This window comes from Streptomyces sp. NPDC096132 (assembly GCF_044763345.1).
GTDB lineage: Bacteria > Actinomycetota > Actinomycetes > Streptomycetales > Streptomycetaceae > Streptomyces.
Genome location: NZ_JBIWGA010000016.1, coordinates 130,955 through 151,298, shown reverse-complemented (window position 1 = coordinate 151,298; position 20,344 = coordinate 130,955). Strand labels below are relative to the sequence as shown.

Genomic DNA, 20,344 nt, shown 5'->3' with positions numbered 1-20,344 from the left:
GCGCCCGTCCGGGCGTACGGCCGTACGGTCGCGCAGCACGGCACCCGCACGGCACCCATACGGACGGCGCCCGGGGCGCTTGGGACGTCCGTACGGGTACCTTTCACGGCATCCGCACCGGGCACGGTCACGCCTTGCGGGCGACCCCCGCGTACACCGGCACGATGCCCTCCGCCTGCACCGCCACGTCCTCCGGTTCCGGCCGCCAGCCCGAGACCGGGATGACGCCCGGGCCGAGCAGTTCGAGGCCCTCGAAGAAGCGGGCGAACTCGGGGAGGGAGCGCGGGAAGAAGGGGGTGCCGCTGCGGCGGAAGTGGTTCGCCGCGTTCTCGATGGCCTCCGGACTGAGGTCCGGGGTCACCTGGGAGAGGATCAGCCAGCTGCCCGGGGCGAGCCGCGCCATGTACTCCCGCACCAGGTCGTAGGCGGTGTCGTCCAGGTAGTGCGTGAGCGCCACCAGCGACAGCGACACCGGCTGCTCGAGGTCGAGGGAGTCCGCGGCCCGGGTCAGCAGCGTCTCGAGATCGCGGACGTCGGCGTGCACGTACTGCGTGGAGCCCTCGGCCGTGCCGTGCAGCAGGGCCTCCGCGTGCCGCAGCACGATCGGGTCGTTGTCCGCGTACACCACCTTCGCCTCCGGCACCACGCCCTGCGCGACCTGGTGCAGATTGGGCTCGGTGGGGATGCCCGTGCCGATGTCCAGGAACTGGCGTATCCCGTCCTCGGCGGCCGCGCGGACGGCCCGCTGCATGAAGCGGCGGTTGGCGCGCGCCCCGCGCAGCACCGTGCCGTCCACGGCGAGGATCTTCCGGGCCAGCTCCTCGTCCACCGGGTAGTTGTCCTTGCCGCCCAGCCACCAGTCGTAGACGCGGGCCGGGTGCGGCCGACTGGTGTCGATACGGACGGGCTCCTTGCGGGCCTCGGATCCGGTCATACGGGCTCTTCTCCTCGCGCGTGGGGCCGTTGTGGTCCGTGCTGTCGTGAAACGGTGCTGTCAGAGGGTCCCGCGGACGTCCCGCAGGATCTTCTGTGTCTCCTGGGCCGACGCGGCATGCGTCGTCAGATGGTCGAGGACCTCCAGATGGGCGGAGACCTCCGTGCGCGAGTCGAGGTACAGGGCCCCGGTCAGGTACTCGGTGACGACCATGTCGGGCAGCTCGGGCTCCGCGAAACGGAAGAGCGAGAAGGGCGCGACGGTCCCCGGGTGCGGGCCGTCGGTGAACTCGGCGATCTGCAGGGTGATCCGGTCGCGCTCGGTCAACTCCAGGAGTCTGTCGAGCTGTTCGCGCATGACGGAGGGGTCCTCGCACACCGGGCGGAGCAGGACCGTCTCGTCCATCACCGCCCACAGATGCGGCGGGTTGGGGGCGTCCAGCAGCCGTTGGCGGGCCATGCGCAGCGACACGTGCCGCTCGATCGCCTCCGGGGTCGTCCGCCCGACCGTCCCGGCCTCCAGGACGGCACGCGCGTACCGCTCCGTCTGCAACAGCCCCGGCACGAAATGCGGTTCGTAACTGCGGATCAGCCGGGCCGCGCCCTCCAGGCTCACGTACAGGCTGAACCACTCCGGCAGCACGTCGTGGAAGCGCTGCCACCAGCCGGGCAGGTTCGCGTCCTCGGCCAGCCGGACGAAGGCCTCGGCCTCGCCGACGGGGACGCCGTACGTCTCCAACAGCACCTGCACATACGGGATCTTCAGCGCGACCTCGGCCGTTTCCATGCGCCGTATGGTCGCGGGAGCCACGCGCAGCGCGCGCGCCGCTTCCTCACGACCGAGGCCGGCCGCCTCACGCAACTCCTGCAGCCGTCTGCCGAGTACCACCTGACCCACCGTAGGTGCGGGTCGCCGCTCACTCACGCCACGTCTCCCCTACGTGTCGAGGCACGCGGGCCAGTGTGTCATGTTCCGGCCGCGGTCTCACGAGTACGGAGGTGAGGTCCTCGCCACGCGTGACGTCAGGAGTACATGACGTCGGGGGTAATCGACCCGTCGGCGCCGGGACGGGATCGTGGAGTCACCGGGTTCCGGGCCGGCGCACTCCGGCCCGGGATCCGCGTCCCCGCCACCACCGGCGGACGACCACGACCACGACCACGACCACGACCACGACCACGAGCTCGACTCTGACCTCGACGGAGGGTGATTCGCCATGTCCGCAGCCCAGTCCGCCCCGCTCACCGCCCTTGCCCGCACCGCCGAGCCGTACACCGCGCTGCGCCGCTTCCTGGCCGTGGACGCCGTCGTGACGGGCGTCAACGGCCTCGCGTACCTCGCCACGTCCGGCCCCCTCGGCCGACTCCTCGGTGTCGACGCCACCCTGCTGATCGAACTGGGCGCGTTCCTCACGGTGTTCGCGATCGCCGTCGGTCTGCTCGCCTCCCGCGCTCGCCCGGCGGCGCTGCCGGTACGGCTGGTCGTGGAGGCCAACCTCGCCTGGACAGTGCTCAGTTGTGTCACGCTCGCCATCGGGCTGTCGCCCACGACGGTGGGCGCGATCTGGACGGTGCTGCAGGCCCTGACGGTGGCCGGATTCGCCGCCCTCCAGCACTTCGCCCTGAAGGTGACCAGGAGTGACCAGCGCTCCTGACACCTGATGGACGATCAGCCAGCCAGTGAGTGAAGGTACTTGACCGTCGCCGGGTCGGCCGGGAGAAACGTCTCGATGGCCAGCTCGGCGACGGTCACGTCCATGGGGGTGTTGAACGTGGAGATCGACGAGATGAACGACAGCACCCGTCCGTCGTGCTCGATCTGCAACGGCAGCGCGAAGTGCGGTACGGGCTCGGCGGGTTCGTCACGGCGCCCGTCCTCCGGCACCGGGTACGCGGCCACCTCCTCGTACAGCGCGCGCAGCGGAGCCGAGCGGTTCAAGGCGATCTGACGCCGCATCTGGTCCAGCAGATGGCCGCGCCACTCGGGCAGGTTGCGGATGCGCGGTGCCAGGCCCCGCGGATGGAGCGTGAGCCGCATCGCGTTCAGCGGCGGGGTCAGCAGGGACTCCGGGACGCCCTCCAGCAGCATGGTGATCCCCCGGTTGGCCGCCACGACGTCGTACGTCGCGTCCACCACCAGCGCCGGGTACGGCTCGTAGCCCTGGATGAGCCGCTCCAGGCCGGTGCGCAACGCGTCCAGCGCCGGATCGTCCAGCGGGGTCTCCGCGTAGTGCGGGGCGTAACCGGCCGCCAGCAGCAGCGCGTTGCGCTCCCGCACGGGCACCTCCAGGTGCTCGGCCAGCCGCAACACCATCTCCTCGCTGGGCCGGGAGCGGCCCGTCTCGACGAAACTGATGTGCCGGGCCGAGGATCCGGCCCGCAGCGCCAGCTCCAGCTGGCTGACCCGCCGCCGCTCCCGCCAGGCCCGCAGCAGTGGACCCACGCCCTGCTCGGCGGGACCGGTGGAGGGGACGTTCGTACTGGTCGCGACAATGGCCATACGTACGACCGTAGTCGAGAAGCCGGCGCAGGGCCGCGGGCGAGAGGTGGGTGGACGACCGTGCCGTGGAATCCGCGGAGGTTCACGTTCGAGGCCGAGGCGGTGTACCGGGCACGGGTACGCGGCTGTCTGCTCGGCGGGGCGCTCGGTGACGCGCTGGGCTACCCGGTGGAGTTCGACTCCCTCGGCCGCATCCGCGCCCGGCACGGCGAGCGGGGCGTCACCGGGCTCGTCCCGGACGCGACGGGCGTCGTCGGCCGGATCAGCGACGACACGCAGATGACGCTGTTCAGCGCGGAGGGCATCGAGCAGGCACACCGGCGCGAGCGCGGGAAGGGGATCGGAGGCGGCGGGCCCCGGCTGGTGCGCTGGGCCTACGAGCGCTGGCTGCACACCCAGCGCGTACCCGCCCCCGACGGCGGGCCCACCACCCACGGCTACGCCGGCCCGGCCGACGGCCTCGTCACCGAGCCCTGGCTGTACGCCCGCCGCGCCCCGGGCAACGCCTGCCTGAGCGGCCTGGAGCAGGACTTCGTACCCGACCCGTGGACCGAACTGGGCCCGCCGGGACCGGTCAACCCCGACTCCAAGGGCTGCGGCGCCGTCATGCGGTCCGCGCCCTTCGGCCTCACCGGCGCACCCGCCGACACCGCGTTCCGCCTCGCCGCCGTGTGCGCCCAGATGACCCACGGCCACCCCACCGGCTACTACGCGGCCGGGGCGCTCGCCGCGATCGTCTCGTACCTGGCGGACGGGGAGTCGATCGAGGGCGCCGTCCTGCGCACCCTGCGACTGCTGGCCCGGCACCCCGGCCACGAGGAGACCGGCACGGCTCTGGAGCGGGCCCTGGACCTGGCGGGCGAGGGCGACCCCACCGCGGAGAAAGTGGAGCGGCTCGGCGCCGGTTGGATCGCCGAGGAGGCCCTCGCGATCGGCGTCTACGCGGCCCTGGCACACGCCGACGTCGAGCACGCCCTGCTGCTGTCGGTCAACCACTCGGGCGACAGCGACTCCACGGGCTCGATCTGCGGCAACCTGCTCGGCACCCGGTACGGCGACCACGGCCTCCCGCACACCTGGCTGCGACAGGTGGAGGGCCGCGCCCGCATCGCCGCCCTTGCGGACGACTTCGCCGACGAGGGCGCGCGGACCTGAGGCCCCGAGGGTTCCCGCCGAGGGGCGCCGGGAACCCTCCTGACCAGGGCCGCCGTCGCTCTCCTGTGGCAGGCTGGACAGGAACGCGACACCCAGGAAGGGAGCCACACCATGGCCGTGGAACCGCTTTCTCAGAAGGAGATCGAGGACCGGCTGTCCGAGCTGCCCGGCTGGTCGCTCGACGGCGACCGCCTCACCCGCTCCTACCGGCTGGCCTCCCACTTCGCCGCGACCGCCCTGGTCGTCCATGTCGCGCAGATCCAGGAAGAGCTCGACCACCACTCGGACCTCACCCTCGGCTACAACACGGTCTCCCTCGCCGTGAACACCCACAGCGTCGGCGGCGCCGTCACCGACCTCGACGTCGAACTCGCCCGCCGGGTGGAGGCCGCGGCCGCCGGACACGGCGCGCACTGACGCGGTCGACGGGATACGGTCCGCGGCATCCGGCATCCGGCATCCGGCATCCGACAGGCGGCATACGGCATACAGTCGACGGGCGGAACGGGGAGGGCGCGTGCTGGACTACGACAAGGAAGCCGAACGCTACGACGCCTCGCGCGGCGGTGAACCCCGCGCGGCCGCCGCCGCGGAGGCCGTCCTGGGCCTGCTGCCGCCCGGCGCGCGCAGTCTCCTGGATGTCGCCTGCGGCACCGGCATCGTCACCCGGCGGCTCGCGGCCGGCCGCGACGCCCTCCGCGTGACGGGCGTCGACCTGTCGCCCGCGATGGCCCGGCAGGCGGACGCCCGGCTGCCCGGTGCGATCGTGCGCGCCGACAGCCGTCAACTCCCCTTTTCCAACGAGCAGTTCGACGCCGTGAGCAGCGTGTGGCTGCTGCACCTGGTCGAGGACGCCGGGGATGTACGGCGGATCGTCGCCGAGTGCGCCAGGGTGCTGCGGCCGGGCGGGGTGTACGTCACCACCGTCGACAAGGGCGCCTCGCACAACGTGGGCAGCGACATCGACGGCGTCCTCGCCTCGCGCCCGCGCCGTCCCGCGTCCGACGCGGCCGAGCTGGTCGAGGCGTACGCCGTCGGCTGCGGCCTGGTCCCGGCCGGGCAGGGCCGGTTTCCGGGCCGGGGGCAGGGCCGCAGTCCGCGTCGGGCGATCGCCGACCTCCGGCGCGGCTGGTTCGTCACCCTGCCGCCCGGTCATCCCCTCGCCGACGAGTTCGCCGCGCGTCTCGCAGCCCTGCCCGACCAGGAACGGCCGCGCGCCGAACCGGAGTTCACCCTGCGGGCGTTCCGGAAGCCACCGGTCCCGCCGCCGGCTCGGTCGTCGCCCGGGTGAACTCCATGACCCAGTTGGTCAGCCAGGTCTCCCCGCCGTCCGGCGAGAAGGCCTGCTCCCAGCGGGCGGTGGCGTCGGAGATCCCCGACCACACGAACCGGACCCGCACGTCCTTGCCGTCGTGCGTGTCGTCGCCGTAGAACTCCCCACGGCCTCCGGTGAAGGCGCCGGCCACCGGCGGGAACAGCCGTCCGCTGCGGCTGGAGGCCCAGTTCAGCGACCACAGACCGCTCTCGTGGTCGAACAGGCGCAGGGTCACGCCCTTCGAACGGAGGTGGGGCATGTCGATCTCGTCGACGTTCGCCGCCCCGTCGAACAGGGGCCAACAGCGGCTGGTGGCGGGGAACTCCTCCCAGTCGCTGCCCGGGTCGAGGAAGTCGGTGCGACGGCGGTGACGGACCTCCCAGTCGCCGTGGAAGAAGTCGAAGTCGTGCGGGCTGCTCATGAACGGTCTCCTGTGGTTCCTTCGGGCAGGGAATCGGCCAAGTAGGCGTCGAGATCGGGGACTTCGGGTGCTGGGCGGGCGAGCATGTGCCGTACCCACGCGTCCCGTTCGTGCAGGATCGGAGGCAGCTCCCAGACGCAGCCGATCCACGGCTGGTCCGGTGCGATGAAGCGGGTGGGGTCGAGGTCCGGGCAGCCGAGCACCGGCTGGCCCGCCGCCGCGCCCCGGAAGTGCAGGACGTTGTCCCAGACCCAGCTGTACGCGTTCAGGTAGGCGCCGGTGTCGTCGCCCCGGTGCAGCACGACGAACGTGGCCGGCGGTGTCCCGTCCGGCTCCGGCAGCAACTCCGGCAGGAACGCGTACGCCGCCCGCTCCACCTCGGGCGCGATGCCCGCCGGGTCGGAGGTGACGTGATAGCGCTTGACCCACCGCCCCGCCACCTCGATCGGGGGCGGAACGGTCAGCAGTTTCTCGGTGAAAACGGAGGTGGGAGCCATGGGGAGGACGCTAGGGCCGCTTCACTGACATCCTGTGGCAGTGAAGTCCGCCCGTCTCGTCTCGATCCTGCTGCTCCTCCAGACCCGGGGCCGGATGACCGCCGCCCAGCTCGCGGAGGAGCTGGAGGTGTCGGTGCGTACGGTCTACCGGGACATGGACGCACTGGCCGCCGCGGGCGTCCCGCTGTACGGCGACGCCGGGCACGCGGGCGGCTACCGCCTCCTCGACGGTTACCGCACCCGCCTCACCGGCCTCACCACGGGCGAGGCGGAGGCCCTCTTCCTCGCAGCGGTGCCCGGTCCCGCCGCCGACCTCGGCCTCGGCCCGGTGCTGTCCGCCGCCCAGCTGAAGGTCCGCGCCGCCCTGCCGGCGGAGTTGCGGGAGCAGGCCGACCGGGCTCAGCAAGCGCTTTCACCTGGATGCGCCGGGCTGGTACGCGGGTGCGGACGAGGTGCCGTATCTGCCGGCGGTAGCCGACGCCGTATGGGGCAACCGAATCCTGCATATTGTATACCGTCGTTGGCGGACACCCACCGACGTACATCGCCGCGTCGAACCGTACGGCCTCGTCCTGAAGGCGGGCCGCTGGTACGTGGTGGCCGGACCCGGCCCGCGTACCTTCCGCGTCGACCAGATCCTCGAACTCACGAGCACCGACGAGCAGTTCACCCGCCCGGACGACTTCGACCTGGCCGCTCACTGGACCGCGTACCAGCGCGACTTCCACCGGCGGCTGTACACGGCCGAGGCGGTGGTGCGGCTGGCGCCGGGCGTGACGCTCGGACGGCCGATGACGGTCGACGGACCGGCGGACACGGACGGCTGGATCCGGGCCACGGTCCCCATCGAGTCCGTCGACCACGCCCACGGCGAGTTCCTGCGTCTCGGCACGGGCATCGAGGTCCTGGAACCCGTCGAACTGCGCCTCCGGATCGCCCGCACGGCGGCCGAACTGGCCGAAAGATACGGCAACGTGGCCGAAGCCCGTGGCGACTGAGAGTGCGGAACCCGTCCGTCCTCTCTGGAGGTTCGCCCCGTGCAGCACCCGCACAAGCACCGCAGACGCCGAGCCCTCCTCTCGGCGGCGACGGCCGCGGCGGCCCTGGTCGCCGCCGGCCTGACCGCGCTCGGCACCGGCACCGCCGAAGCCGCCACCGCACGCCAGGTCGAAGCCCTCGACCGGGGCGTCGTCAGCGTCCACACCGACAGCGGCAACCTGGTCAGCTGGCGCTGGCTCGGCACCGACCCCGACAGCGTCTCCTTCAACGTCTACCGGGCCGGCACGAAGGTCAACTCGACCCCGGTCACCGGCTCCACCAACTACTTCCACTCCGGCGCCCCCGCGCAGGCCGACTACACGGTCCGCGCGATCGTGGGCGGTGTCGAACAGGCCGACTCCGTCCACGCGGTCCAACTGCGCACCGGTTACAAGGATGTTCCCCTCACCCCGCCCGCGGGCGGCACGACCCCGGACGGAGTGGCGTACACCTACGAGGCCAACGACGCCTCCGTGGGTGACCTCGACGGCGACGGCGCCCTGGACTTCGTCCTCAAGTGGCAGCCTACGAACGCCAAGGACAACTCCCAGTCCGGCTACACCGGCAACACCATCCTCGACGGCATCAAGCTCGACGGCACCCGCCTGTGGCGCGTCGACCTGGGCCGCAACATCCGGTCCGGCGCCCACTACACGCAGTTCCAGGTGTACGACTACGACGGCGACGGCAAGGCCGAGGTCGCCATGAAGACGGCCGACGGCACCGTCGACGGCACGGGCACGGTGATCGGCAGCTCGTCGGCCGACTACCGCAACTCCAGCGGCTACGTCCTGTCCGGACCCGAATACCTGACCATGTTCAACGGCCAGACCGGCAAGGCGATGCAGAGCGTCGACTACGTCCCCGCCCGCGGCACGGTCTCCTCCTGGGGCGACTCGTACGGCAATCGCGTCGACCGTTTCCTCGCCGGAACCGCCTACCTGGACGGCTCCCGCCCCTCCCTGATCATGGCGCGCGGCTACTACACGCGCACGGTGATCGCCGCCTGGGACTGGCGGGGCGGCACCTTCACCCGCCGCTGGACCTTCGACACCAACTCCTCCACCAACTCCGGCAAGGGATACGACGGTCAGGGCTCGCACAGCCTCTCCGTCGGAGACGTCGACGGCGACGGCAAGGACGAGATCGTCTACGGTGCGATGGCGGTAGACGACAACGGCAACGGCCTGTGGACGACGAAGACGGGCCACGGCGACGCCCAGCACCTCGGCGACCTCGACCCGTCCCACGCGGGCCTGGAGTACTTCAAGGTCTCGGAGTCGAGCAGCCAGCCCGCCGAGCTGTACATCAACCCGGCGGACGGGACCGTCAATTGGCAGCTCGCCGCCTGCTGCGACAACGGCCGCGGCGTCGCCGGCGACATCTGGGCGGGCAACGACGGGGCCGAGGTCTGGTCCGCCTCCGACTCCTCCATCCGCGACGAGGCGGGCGCGACCAAGGGCCGCGAACCGTCCTCCGTCAACTTCCTGTCCTGGTGGGACGCCGACACCACCCGCGAACTCCTGGACGGCACCCACATCGACAAGTACGGCACGTCCTCCGACATCCGCCTGCTGACCGGCTCGAACGTCCACTCCAACAACAGCACCAAGGCCACCCCGTCCCTGTCCGGCGACATCCTCGGCGACTGGCGCGAGGAGGTCGTCTGGCCGACCGGCGACAACACGGCCCTGCGGATCTACTCGACGCCGTACGAGACGACGACGAGGATCACGACCCTCCTGCACGACACGATGTACCGCACAGGTCTGGCCTGGCAGAACACGGCGTACAACCAACCGCCGCACCCGAGCTTCTACATCGGCAACGGCATGCCGACGGCACCGCGCCCGACGGTCTACACCCCCTGAACGAGCGTGGGTGCGCGCCCCGGCCGTATCGGCCCGGGGTCGCGCACCCACGGTCATCGGGCCGTCAACTCACCGTGCAGCTCTGGTCGCCCAGTTTGAACGCCGTCGGTTTCGTGTTCGAGCCCGTCCAGGTGCCGGTGAAGCCGAAGCTCACGGATGAGCCGGCTGCGACGTTGGCGTTCCAGCTGACGTTCCTCGCGGTCACCGCCGAACCCGTCTGGGTGTAGTCGGCGTTCCACAGCTGGGAGATCGACTGGCCGTTGGGGAAAGCCCAGTCGAGGCTCCAACCGGACCAGGCGCTCGTCCCGGTGTTGGCGAGCCTGACGTCCGCCTGGAAGCCGCCGGACCACTGGTTGGTGATCGTGTAGGTCACCGCGCAGGCACCGGTCGGTGTGGGGTCCGTACCCCCGTCGCCGCCTCCGCTTCCGCCTCCGCTGGTGTCGGAGGTGTCGCCGTAGATGACGCCCCGGCCGTTCGTCGAGACGTACACCCGCCCGTAGACGCGTGGGTCACCGGTGATCGCCGCGCCCGTCCAACCCCACTGGTGCGCATCGTCGTTGATCCGCGTCCAGGTCGCGCCCTTGTCGGTCGAGCGGAAGATGCCGCGCACTCCGGCGATCTTCGCGCTGGTGTAGAGCGTCTGGTACGAGGCGCCCGTCGCCGCCTTGCCGAAGCCGATGGTGTCGGCCTGCTCGACCGTGGACAGCTTGGTGAAGCTCGCGCCGGAGTCGGTGGAGTGCCACAGCCCGTACGCGCCGTCGCTCGCCCCGCCCGCCAGCCACACGTCGCCCTTCGTGCCGGGCAGCGCCTTGAAGCGCACGCTGTCACCGCTGGGCAGGCCGCTCGCGGCACTCGCCGTGAAGGTCGCTCCACCGTCCGAACTGACGTAGAACTTGCCGGACTTGAAGCCGTAGAAGGTCTTGGGGTCGGTCCGGTCCGACTCGACGACCGCACCGGAGGGGATCCCGCTCGACGCCTGCCACGAGGTGCCGAAGCCGGTCGTGTACTGCACACCGGTGCCCGCCGGACTCCACACGAACCGGGTGCCGTCCGCCGCCGCGGCCACCGTCCCGCCGCCGCTCACCCCCGAAGGATCCGTCCCCGCGAACCAGTTGGCGCCGTTGTCCGTCGAGAACGCCACATGCGGACCCGAGTCCAGATTGCCGACCCGGACCACCGTGTTCGGGTTGGTCTCGGCGTAGTCGAGGCTGGTGGTCGTCGTGAAGTTCGGCGAGGTGAACATCATCGACGGCACCTTGGTCAGGTCCGTGTGCCGGAAGCCGCCGATGTCACCCAGGGCGCTGAGCAGCGGTGCGCCGGTCGGGGGAGAGGCGAGGTCGTTGACCGCCGTCTCCTCCAGCCCCTGCACCATCGGCTTGACGGTGAACTGGCCTCCGCTGTCCCAGTTGGTCAGGTTCTCCGTGCCGTAGATCGTCGCGCCCGTCCCGTACATCATGCGACCGGAGTTGAACGGGTCGATCTCCAACGCCTCGGTCATCCAGCCCAGTTTGGGCGTCTGCTCCGGCGGCGACGGGTTCGCGCCCCAGGTCAGCCACGGCGACGACGACACGTCCATCGTGTACCGGTTCGAGCGGTTGGGATACGACGTGTAGTCCCACGCCTTCGTCCAGGTGCCGCCGCTGTCCGTGGAGCGGAAGATCTGGGTGTCGGGCCACCAGGAACTGTAGGCGGTCGCCATGACGGTGCCGGGCCTCTGCCGGTCGACCGTCAGCCCACTGAAGCCGTAGTAGGTGTCGGCCTCGGCCACCGGGCTGATGTCGGTCCAGGTCCCGGTCGCCGTCGTGTACCGCCACAGCCGGCCCTTGCCGCCGTCGTACGGGCCGCCCTTGTCGCTGTATGCGATGTACAGATAGCCGTTGACGGTATCCAGTACACCCTTGTGCGCCAGGTATCCCGTCGGCTGACCGGCCAGCCGAGACCAGGTCGCCCCGGCGTCCGTCGACCGGTACACCGCGTTGTCCTTGTCCGCGACCCCGACGTAGACCGTCTTCGTCGCCGTACCGGACGTGCCCGTCGACTCGTCGAAGGTGACCCAGACGATCCCCTGGTTGTCGCTCGCATACCCGCTGGTGTCGCTGGGATCCTGTACGTAGTTGCCGACGTTGGGGAAGTTCGTCACCTGCGACCAGGTGACACCCGAGTCCGTCGACCGCCACAGGCCCTTGCCGCTCGGCGCGCCCAGGTACAGCACGCTGTTCTTGTTCGGGTCGACCGCGAGGCGCTCACCCATGCCGCGGCCGGGCATGTTCCCGCCGAGCTTGAAGGGCAGGTCCGTCTTCTGCCAACTGGCGCCGCGGTCGGCCGACCGCAGCACGGCCCCGTTCCCCGGATCCCAGCTGTTGGTGTACGTGCCGACCGCCGCGTACACCTTGTTCGGGTCCACGGAGTCGGAGGCCAGGCTCACCACGCCCGTGTGCCCCCAGTCCGCCCAGCCGACCGGGTCCAGCAGCGGCGTCCAGGTCTTGCTCGCCTCCTGCCAGCGGTAGGCGCCGCCGATGTCGGTGCGCGCGTAGGCGAGGTTCTTCTCCTTGCGGTTGAAGACGATGCCCGGGACGAAGCCGCCGCCGTCGATCCGGGCGTTCTTCCAGGTGTACGACTCTGCGGCCAGCGTCGCCTTCGGGCCGCCGTCGGCGGCCAGCGCGGGCGGGCCGCCGGCGAGCAGGCCGGCCGCGAGCGCCAGTACGGCCGTGAGAATGCGCTTTCTTCGCACGGTGGGGGTCCTTCCTCGCGATGCCATGTGTGCGGGGGGAGTGCGAGACGTGCGATGTGCGAGACGTGCGATGTGCGAGACGTGATGTGCGGACGTGCGTCGCGCGACATGTGCGTGGCGCGAGAGGTGCGTCGTGCGGAACGTGCGACTACCGGGCGGCCCCCCATGCGGGAAGGGGGCCGCCCGGCGCGGTACGCGGAGCGTTAGCGGGGACTTATTCGAGGAGCTCCGCGTACGAACCCATGGCCAGGGCGATGTCCGCCTGGGCCCAGAACCGGTGGTACGTGAACACGGGCGCGGCACCGCCCGCGAGATAGCTCTCGATCTTCGACCAGGCGGGGTCGCTCTCGTAGAAGGAACGCAGCGAGGCGAAGGTCGAGGAGGAGTTGATCGTGTCGCCGTTCGGCATCGTGCCGCTCCAGCCGCTCGGGACGTACACGCCGTCGTCGAAGCGGTTGTAGTCGGCGCGGGTCTCGGGGACCGCGATACCGAGGGCGTCCTGGTAGTTGGTCCACATGCCGTCCAGGAGCGCCTTGGCGGTCGTCTTCGCCTCCGTGTCACCGGACTTGGCGGCGTAGTACGTCAATGTCTTCGCGTACGCGGCGGCCACGCCGACGTCATTGGTGTAGTCGGCGACGGTGACGTGAAGTCCCGTGTTGGCGCCGGGACTCGAGGCGTTCCAGGTGTCGGGCCGGCCCGACCACTGGAGGGTGGAGGGGATCAGGAAGGTGCCGTCCGGATTGATCGTGGTCTTGGACAGCGCCCAGTCGACCCACTTGTCGAGGACCGTCTTGGCCTGCGCGTTCCCCGTCTGCTGGTAGTACTCGGCGACCCGCTCCATCGACCACGCCTGGAAGCCGAACCACTGGTTGGACGGCGGGTCGTGGTAGACGGGCTGCTGGTCGTAGTACATCCCGTAGAAGGTCGACGTGCCGGTCGGGGGAGTGGCGTACCGGCCCGCCCAGCTGTTGGTCGCGCCGCCCGCGATGGCTCCCTCACTGGACTGCAGCCAGCGGTAGAACTCCAGCTGCCGGGTGAGGGACTTGGCCCAGTCGGCCTGTCCCGTCGCCGACTTGGGCTTGAGGTCGGCGTAGGAGCTCAGCGCGTAGGCGGCCAGGGGGTTCTGGTAGCCGCCGTGGGCGTGGCTGGAGCCGATGCGCCAGGCCCAGCCGGCGCTGGTGTCCGTGGCGCCGCCCCAGGCGTAGTACCAGGACAGCAGGTAGTGCGAGGCGTCCTTGCCGGTGCCGGCCGCGCAGGCGGTCGGACCGACGCAGTTGCCGATCTTCTTGAAGTACTTGTCGTACATCGCATACCGCAGATAGTCGCCCATCTTCGCGGCCTTGCCGACGGTTGCCGAAACGTCACTGCCCTTGCCCTGAGCCTTGGCCCAGATGTCCGCCCAGTACGCGGCCTGCACGGCTCGCGCGTCGGCGTCCGGGGCGTTGGTGAACTTCCACTGCTTGGCGTAGGAGGAGTCGCCGGTGAACAGGTCCAGATACCCGTTCGTGCCGCCGTACTTGAAGGCGTCGCAGGTCGGCTGCGGAACCGTCTCCCAGACCGACTCCTGCGCACCCCGCTGGAAGGTGTTGATGTAAGACGGTCCGGTCGCGGTCGGGCCGGCCTCGCACTTGCCGGGTTCGTTGCCGTAGCCGTAGACGTTGTCGACGTCCTGCAGCCAGTGCATACCGTAGACATCGTCCGTACCGTATGCAGTCTTCAGTTCACCGGCTATCGGATCCGATCCCACCGACACGCCCGTGTCCAGCCTCGCCGGATACTCGTTCGGCGTGTCCAGCTCCGGCGCGTACGTCGCCGGCTTCGACGCGTTGTAGAAGGAGTTCGTCGGCTGGTCGGCATGGGTGGGGATCATGTACTTCTCCATGATCTCCCAAGCGCCGTTGAACTTCGTCCAGTCACCCGTGATCTTGCCGTACATGGCCTGCAGCCAGAGAAGGTAGCTGTAGGCCTCCGACGTCGTCTCGTGGCCCTGGTCCGGCGCCTCGACGATCAGGGTCTCCACCGAGTGGTAGGGGATGCCCTCGGGGGAGAAGTAGCCGTTCGCCGGGTCGGTGATCTTGCCGTAGAGATCCAGGAAGCGGGCGTCGTACGCCTTGCTGCCGGCGATCTCGGTGACCGTGACCGACGCCTTCGCATGGCCGGTGGCCGTCGACTCGAAGGTGGCCGCGCCCGTGCCCGAGGCGTCCGCGGTGACGGTCACCTTCTGGGCGGTGCTCCAGTTGGACGGGGTGAAGGTGAGGGACGCGCCGCCGGTCACCGTCAGGCCCGTGTTGCCGCTGGTACGGGCGGTCGTGACGGTCACGTTGGCCGAGGGCTGGGTCGACAGCTTCAGCTCATAGGTGCCGGTCTTGCCCTGCTGCACCGCCAGCTGGTTCGTGGAGGCGACCACGGCCGGTCCCGAGGCGACCGTGATGCCGACGGGAGTCGACGACGCCGACGCGCCCAGGCTGTCGTAGGCCTTCGCCACCAGCGAGTGACTGCCCACCGACAACCCGGAGGCCGACAGGGTGTACGGCGAGGTCGTGTCGGTGCCGAGCAGGGTCGTGTCGTCGTAGAACTCGATCTTGGTGATGGTCGCGCTGTCGGCGGCCGCGGCGGTCGCCGCGAGCGGGACCGCGTCCCCTTGGGTGTAGACCGCGCCCGCGGTGGGGCTGGTCAGCACGGTGATGGGCGGCTGGTGCGCGCCGGTGCAGGTGGTGCCGTTGATCGCGAAGCTCGCGGGGGCGGCGTTGGTGCCGCTGTAGGTGAACTGCGCGCCGGTGCTCACCGCGGCGCCCGCCGCGATCGTCCCGTTGTACGTGGCGTTGTTGACCGTGATCTGCTGGCCGGACTGCGACCAGGTGCCGTTCCAGCCGTTCGTCAGCTTCTGGTTGCCCGTGTAGGAGTACGTCAGGGTCCAGCCGCTGATGGGGTCCGTGCCGCGGTTGGTGAGGGTGAGGTCCGTGGTGAAGCCGGAACCCCAGTCGTTCGTCTTGTAGTCGACGCTGCACTGAAGTGCGGCCGCCTGGGCGGGAGTCGTGCTCGTGCTCAGCATGGCGAGGGGAAGCGCGAGGGCCGCCACGGCGGCGGTCCACAGGCGCCGCGCCGCGCGGCGTCTGCGTGAGGGGTCCATGGTTCCGGTTCCTCCTTGCGGCTCGGAGTCGGCGGTCGGCGGGCGACTGTAGACAGTCGGCGGTCGGCCGTCGGCGTTGCGGTGGGGGGAGGAGCAACAAGCCCTGAACCAGTGGGAGCGCTCCCATAGTGGGGACGGGGGTGGGAGCGGTCAAGATGCTTGAAGAGTCGAAAAGATTCGACGCCGGAAAGTTGAGGGAAAGTCAGCGACTCCCCTGTTCTTTGCCAGCGCTTGGCGCTAGCTTCGAGACACCAGTGGGAGCGATTCCATCAGTCGACGCGTCCGTCACGACGCGCTGAGCTGCAAGGAGTCGCTCATGCGACACCCCCCTCGTTCACTCCTTTTAGCCGTCGCCGGCACGGTCGCCCTCGGGACGGGCGTGGCTCTGCCGGTCATGACGGCTCAGGGAGCCACACCCGCGTGCACGGTGGAGTACTCCGTCACCAGCCAGTGGGACGCCGGCTTCCAGGGTGCCGTGACGATCACCAACAACGCGGCCCCCGTGTCGAGTTGGAGCCTGACCTTCGACTTCGCGGGCGGGCAGAAGGTCACCCAGGGCTGGAGCGCCAAGTGGTCCCAGTCGGGTACGACCGTCACCGCGGCGAACGAGAGCTGGAACGGTTCTCTCGGCACCGGTGCCGCCGTCGGCGCGGGCTTCATCGCCTCGAAGGGCGCGACGAACGCCGTACCGACGAGGTTCAGGCTGAACGGCATCACCTGCAACGTCGACAGTGAACCCACCCCCACCCCCACACCGACGACCCCGCCCCCGACCGACCCGCCGGACACCGGTGACGCGCCGCCCGCCCTGCACGTCTTGGGCAACCAGCTCGTGGACGCCGACGGCCGGACCCGCCGGTTGCTCGGCGTGAACCGGTCCGGCGGCGAGTTCATGTGCGTGCAGGGCCGAGGCATCTGGGACGGCCCGGTCGACGACGCCGCGGTCGCGGCGATCGCCGACTGGAACGCCAACACCGTCCGCATCCCCCTCAACGAGGAGTGCTGGCTAGGGCTGTCGAACATCAACTCCGCCTACGGTGGGGCGAATTACATCAACGCGGTGAAGGACCTGGTGGCCCGTGTCGAGGGGCACGGCATGACACCGGTCGTCGAACTGCACTGGACCTACGGCCAGTACACCGGCAACTCGGCCGGCTGCTCCGACGTGCACGCGAGCTGCCAGAAGCCGATGCCCGACATGCAGTACACACCGTCGTTCTGGACGTCGGTGGCCAACACCTTCAAGAGCGACCGGGCCGTCGTGTTCGACCTGTTCAACGAGCCCTACCCGGACCGTGCGACCTCCACGACCACCCAGGCCTGGCAGTGCTGGCGGGACGGCGGCACCTGCCCCGGCATCGGGTACGAGGTCGCCGGTATGCAGGATCTCGTCGACTCCATACGGGCGACCGGCGCCCAGAACGTGATCCTCGCCGGCGGGATCGCCTACTCCAACGACCTCGGCCAGTGGCTGACGTACAAGCCCACGGACCCGACCGGCAATCTCGCGGCCGCGTACCACGTCTACAACTTCAATTCCTGTGCGAACGAGAGCTGCTGGAACTCCACGCTCGCCCCCGTCGCCGCCCAAGTGCCGCTCGTGGCCGGGGAGATCGGCGAGAACACCTGCGCGCACTCCTTCGTCGACCAGGTCATGAAGTGGTTCGACGACCGTGGTCTGTCGTACCTCGGCTGGACCTGGAACACCTGGGACTGCTCTTCCGGCCCGTCCCTCATCTCGAACTACGACGGCACCCCCACCGCGTACGGCACCGGGCTGCGCGACCGTCTGCGCGCCCTCGACGGATAGGCGCGACCGAGAAAGAGAGCCGCACGACCCCAAGGGAACGGAACAGACCCGCAACGGACAACTCCCGCAACGGACAAGGAAACCCGCACTCATGAGCCGTAGCAGAACAGCGATACTCGCCGCGCTGGCGCTGGTCGCCGGCGCCTCCGGGACGGCGCTCGCGGTGGTCCCCGGGGATCCGGGCATCGCCGCGATCCCGTGCAGCGTCGACTACAAGGTGCAGAACCAGTGGGACACCGGCTTCACCGCCAACGTCACCGTGACCAACAACTCGGCCGCGAAGACGAGTTGGTCGGTGAAGTGGGCGTACGCCGGCAACCAGCAGATCACCAACGGCTGGAACGCGAAGATCAGCCAGTCCGGTACGGCCGTCACCGCGAACAACGAGACCTACAACGGGACGCTGCCGACCGGCGGTTCGGTCAGCTTCGGATTCCAGGCCTCCTACAGCGGCACCAACGCCGTGCCCACCACGTTCACGCTCGACGGCGTCACCTGCAACGTCGACAGCGGCACCGGCGGGCCCACCGACCCCGGCACCCCGACCGACCCGGGCACCCCCTCCACCAGGGTCGACAACCCCTACGCGGGCGCCAAGGTGTACGTGAACCCGGAGTGGTCGGCGAAGGCCGCCGCCGAAACGGGTGGATCCCGCATCTCCAACCAGCCCACCGGTGTCTGGCTGGACCGCATCGCCGCGATCAACGGCGTCAGCGGCGGCATGGGCCTGCGCGCCCACCTCGACGCGGCCCTCGCCCAGAAGGGCAGCGGCGAAGAGGTCGTCCAGCTCGTCGTCTACGACCTGCCCGGCCGTGACTGCGCGGCCCTCGCCTCCAACGGCGAACTCGGCCCGACGGAGATCGACAAGTACAAGACGCAGTTCATCGACCCGATCGCGGCGATCCTCGCCGACAGCAAGTACGCGGGCCTGCGGATCGTCACCACCATCGAGATCGACTCGCTGCCCAACCTGGTCACCAACACCGGCAGCCGGCCCACCGCCACCGCGGCCTGCGACACGATGAAGGCCAACGGCAACTACGTGAAGGGCGTCGGCTACGCCCTGAACAAGCTCGGCGACATCCCCAACGTCTACAACTACATCGACGCCGGTCACCACGGCTGGCTCGGCTGGGACGACAACTTCGCGCCCTCCGCCCAGCTCTTCTACCAGGCCGCCACCGCGGAAGGGGCGACTGTAGACGATGTACACGGGTTCATCACCAACACGGCGAACTACAGCGCCCTGAAGGAGAACAACTTCACCATCAACGACAGCGTCAACGGCACCTCCGTACGCCAGTCGAAGTGGGTGGACTGGAACCGGTACGTCGACGAGCTGTCGTACGCGCAGGCCTTCCGCACCCAGCTGGTCTCCACCGGCTTCCGGTCGAACATCGGCATGCTGATCGACACCTCCCGCAACGGCTGGGGCGGCACCGCCCGGCCCACCGGACCGGGCGCCACGACCAGCGTGGACACGTACGTCGACGGCGGCCGCTACGACCGCCGGATCCACATCGGCAACTGGTGCAACCAGTCCGGCGCCGGCCTCGGCGAGCGCCCGCAGGCGGCTCCGGCCGCCGGGATCGACGCCTACGTGTGGATGAAGCCGCCGGGTGAGTCCGACGGCTCCAGCTCCGCCATCCCGAACGACGAGGGCAAGGGCTTCGACCGCATGTGCGACCCGACCTACACGGGCAACCCGCGCAACGGCAACAACATGTCGGGTGCCCTGGCGAACGCCCCGCTGTCCGGGCACTGGTTCTCGGCCCAGTTCCAGCAGCTGATGCAGAACGCCTACCCGCCGCTGTAGTGACGGCGACGGTGGGACGCGCCGGGGCTCAGCCCTCCCGGGCCAGGCCCCGGCGGATCGCGAACTCCACCGGCGAGTAGTCCCCGTCCGGCCGCTCCAGCTCGTAGGGAGTGGCCGGACACAGCGGCGGCTGGGCCAGGAAACGGGGGCGGGTGCCGTGGTGCGGCTGGGCCGCGTGCACCAGGAACGGATGGCACAGGTAGACGTCCCCGGGGCGGCCGGTGGCGTACGCGACCTGCCGCCCCGCGGAGGCCTCCTCCAGACGGGCGGCGATCTCGAAGCCCGGGACGCCCGTCTCGCCGTACGGTTCGAGCAGCGGCGGGACGTCCAGGTGGGAGCCGACCCGGATGCGGGTCGGTGCGTCGGCCTCGGTCACCTCGCTGAACAGGAACAGCATCAGCAGGGCGCGGTCCTTGGAGCGGAGGTTGGTGTACGGCCAGGACGCGCCCTCCGGCTGGTAGCTGCCCTCGATGTGCCAGCCCGCGTCGTCGGGCTCGGTCTCGTGCGGAAAGCGCAGCGGGAAGCTGCCCAGGGAGTAGCGGGGCATCCAGCGCCCCTCGCCGACCAGAAGGTCGAACGCCTCGTGCAGCACCGGTGTGTTGGCCGCGGCGGCGAACGGGCCGTCAGTCATCCCGCTCACCCGCACCACCGGCTCCTGCCAGGTGCCGGGATCGTCGGGGTCGTAACCGGTCTCCCGCCACAGCAGCCTCGCGCAGTCCGCGGCGACCCGCGGCGGGAAGGCGCCCTCGATCCGTACGAAGCCGTCCTCGAGGAACCGTTCGACCAGCTCGTCCTCCATCGGGTCATCGTCCGGGATCCGGTGCGCGCCCCGCATCCCGTTTTTGCCGTCCCGGCGGAGAGCGCCGGGTGGGTTTTTGCCGTCCCGGCAACACGAGTGGCCTTGGTGCGGTGCGTCGGCGCACGCTGACGGCATACCGGACGAGAGGCTGACCACCATGGCGCACCACCCGCAGGAGCAGAAGCGAGAGCACGGGCCCGGCCAGGGCGAGGAGCCCGGCCAGGGACACGGCCCCGGCCAGGGACACGGCCCCGGCCAGGGACACGGCCCCGGCCAGGGACACGGCCCCGGCCAGGGACACGGCCCCGGCCAGGGACACGGCCCCGGC

At 70.2% G+C, this 20,344-nt stretch carries 15 protein-coding genes and 1 pseudogene; 8 read left to right on the top strand and 8 right to left on the bottom strand.

Annotation, left to right across the window (positions count from 1 at the left end; translation table 11 throughout):
* Positions 1–127: 127 nt before the first annotated feature.
* Together ACIRF9_RS33220 and ACIRF9_RS33215 are read right to left on the bottom strand one after the other, a co-directional pair.
* Positions 128–934 (bottom strand): SAM-dependent methyltransferase, encoded by an 807-nt coding sequence (locus ACIRF9_RS33220; protein ID WP_403829739.1) that lies wholly within the window; start codon positions 932–934, stop codon positions 128–130.
* A gap of 60 nt (positions 935–994) precedes the next feature.
* The gene (locus tag ACIRF9_RS33215) at positions 995–1,858 is read right to left on the bottom strand and encodes a helix-turn-helix domain-containing protein (RefSeq protein ID WP_403829736.1); all 864 of its coding nucleotides are present in this window, start codon (positions 1,856–1,858) and stop codon (positions 995–997) included.
* Positions 1,859–2,150: 292 nt separating this feature from the next.
* On the opposite strand from ACIRF9_RS33215, the gene ACIRF9_RS33210 reads away from it, so the two are divergent.
* Positions 2,151–2,588 carry a hypothetical protein gene (locus ACIRF9_RS33210; protein WP_403829734.1) on the top strand — a complete coding sequence of 146 codons (438 nt, stop codon included), beginning with the start codon at positions 2,151–2,153 and terminating at the stop codon, positions 2,586–2,588.
* Positions 2,589–2,602: 14 nt separating this feature from the next.
* On the opposite strand, the gene ACIRF9_RS33205 is transcribed toward ACIRF9_RS33210, so the two are convergent.
* Positions 2,603–3,433 carry a helix-turn-helix domain-containing protein gene (locus ACIRF9_RS33205; protein WP_403829731.1) on the bottom strand — a complete coding sequence of 277 codons (831 nt, stop codon included), beginning with the start codon at positions 3,431–3,433 and terminating at the stop codon, positions 2,603–2,605.
* 60 nt (positions 3,434–3,493) lie between these two features.
* Between ACIRF9_RS33205 and ACIRF9_RS33200 the strand changes: the two genes are divergently transcribed.
* The 3 genes from ACIRF9_RS33200 (at position 3,494) to ACIRF9_RS33190 (ending at position 5,879) form a co-directional block, all read left to right on the top strand.
* On the top strand, positions 3,494–4,588 hold the full coding sequence (locus ACIRF9_RS33200; protein WP_403829730.1) for an ADP-ribosylglycohydrolase family protein: 1,095 nt from the start codon (positions 3,494–3,496) through the stop codon (positions 4,586–4,588).
* Positions 4,589–4,699: 111 nt separating this feature from the next.
* Complete coding sequence (locus ACIRF9_RS33195) at positions 4,700–5,005, top strand: 4a-hydroxytetrahydrobiopterin dehydratase (RefSeq protein WP_403829728.1); 306 nt, start codon at positions 4,700–4,702, stop codon at positions 5,003–5,005.
* Positions 5,006–5,105: 100 nt separating this feature from the next.
* The gene (locus ACIRF9_RS33190) at positions 5,106–5,879 is read left to right on the top strand and encodes a class I SAM-dependent methyltransferase (protein WP_403829725.1); all 774 of its coding nucleotides are present in this window, start codon (positions 5,106–5,108) and stop codon (positions 5,877–5,879) included.
* Here ACIRF9_RS33190 and ACIRF9_RS33185 read toward each other — a convergent pair.
* Both ACIRF9_RS33185 and ACIRF9_RS33180 read right to left on the bottom strand, forming a co-directional pair.
* Positions 5,818–6,324: a hypothetical protein gene (locus tag ACIRF9_RS33185; protein ID WP_403829722.1), complete on the bottom strand. Its 507-nt coding sequence runs from the start codon at positions 6,322–6,324 to the stop codon at positions 5,818–5,820. The two genes, ACIRF9_RS33190 and ACIRF9_RS33185, sit on opposite strands and share 62 nt — an antisense overlap.
* Positions 6,321–6,821, bottom strand: a complete 501-nt coding sequence (locus ACIRF9_RS33180; RefSeq protein WP_403829720.1) for a hypothetical protein — start codon at positions 6,819–6,821, stop codon at positions 6,321–6,323. The genes ACIRF9_RS33185 and ACIRF9_RS33180 overlap by 4 nt, the downstream gene beginning before the upstream one ends.
* Before the next feature lie 40 nt (positions 6,822–6,861).
* Between ACIRF9_RS33180 and ACIRF9_RS33175 the strand changes: the two are divergent.
* Together ACIRF9_RS33175 and ACIRF9_RS33170 are read left to right on the top strand one after the other, a co-directional pair.
* Positions 6,862–7,819: pseudogene (locus ACIRF9_RS33175) on the top strand (helix-turn-helix transcriptional regulator).
* Positions 7,820–7,858: 39 nt separating this feature from the next.
* Positions 7,859–9,730, top strand: coding sequence for a rhamnogalacturonan lyase (locus ACIRF9_RS33170; RefSeq protein WP_403829717.1), 1,872 nt, complete (start codon positions 7,859–7,861; stop codon positions 9,728–9,730).
* A 64-nt stretch (positions 9,731–9,794) separates the two neighbouring features.
* On the opposite strand, the gene ACIRF9_RS33165 is transcribed toward ACIRF9_RS33170, so the two are convergent.
* Positions 9,795–12,461, bottom strand: a complete 2,667-nt coding sequence (locus tag ACIRF9_RS33165; RefSeq protein ID WP_403829714.1) for a cellulose binding domain-containing protein — start codon at positions 12,459–12,461, stop codon at positions 9,795–9,797.
* 214 nt (positions 12,462–12,675) lie between these two features.
* Complete coding sequence (locus ACIRF9_RS33160; RefSeq protein ID WP_403829711.1) at positions 12,676–15,591, bottom strand: glycoside hydrolase family 48 protein; 2,916 nt, start codon at positions 15,589–15,591, stop codon at positions 12,676–12,678.
* A 316-nt stretch (positions 15,592–15,907) separates the two neighbouring features.
* Here ACIRF9_RS33160 and ACIRF9_RS33155 point away from each other — a divergent pair, with 316 nt between their 5' ends.
* Positions 15,908–17,401 carry a cellulase family glycosylhydrolase gene (locus tag ACIRF9_RS33155; RefSeq protein WP_403829709.1) on the top strand — a complete coding sequence of 498 codons (1,494 nt, stop codon included), beginning with the start codon at positions 15,908–15,910 and terminating at the stop codon, positions 17,399–17,401.
* A 91-nt stretch (positions 17,402–17,492) separates the two neighbouring features.
* On the top strand, positions 17,493–19,217 hold the full coding sequence (locus ACIRF9_RS33150) for a glycoside hydrolase family 6 protein (protein ID WP_403829706.1): 1,725 nt from the start codon (positions 17,493–17,495) through the stop codon (positions 19,215–19,217).
* 28 nt (positions 19,218–19,245) lie between these two features.
* Here the strand turns inward: ACIRF9_RS33150 and ACIRF9_RS33145 are convergent, their stop codons facing one another.
* Complete coding sequence (locus ACIRF9_RS33145; protein ID WP_403829704.1) at positions 19,246–20,016, bottom strand: phytanoyl-CoA dioxygenase family protein; 771 nt, start codon at positions 20,014–20,016, stop codon at positions 19,246–19,248.
* Between the last annotated feature and the right edge of the window lie 328 nt (positions 20,017–20,344).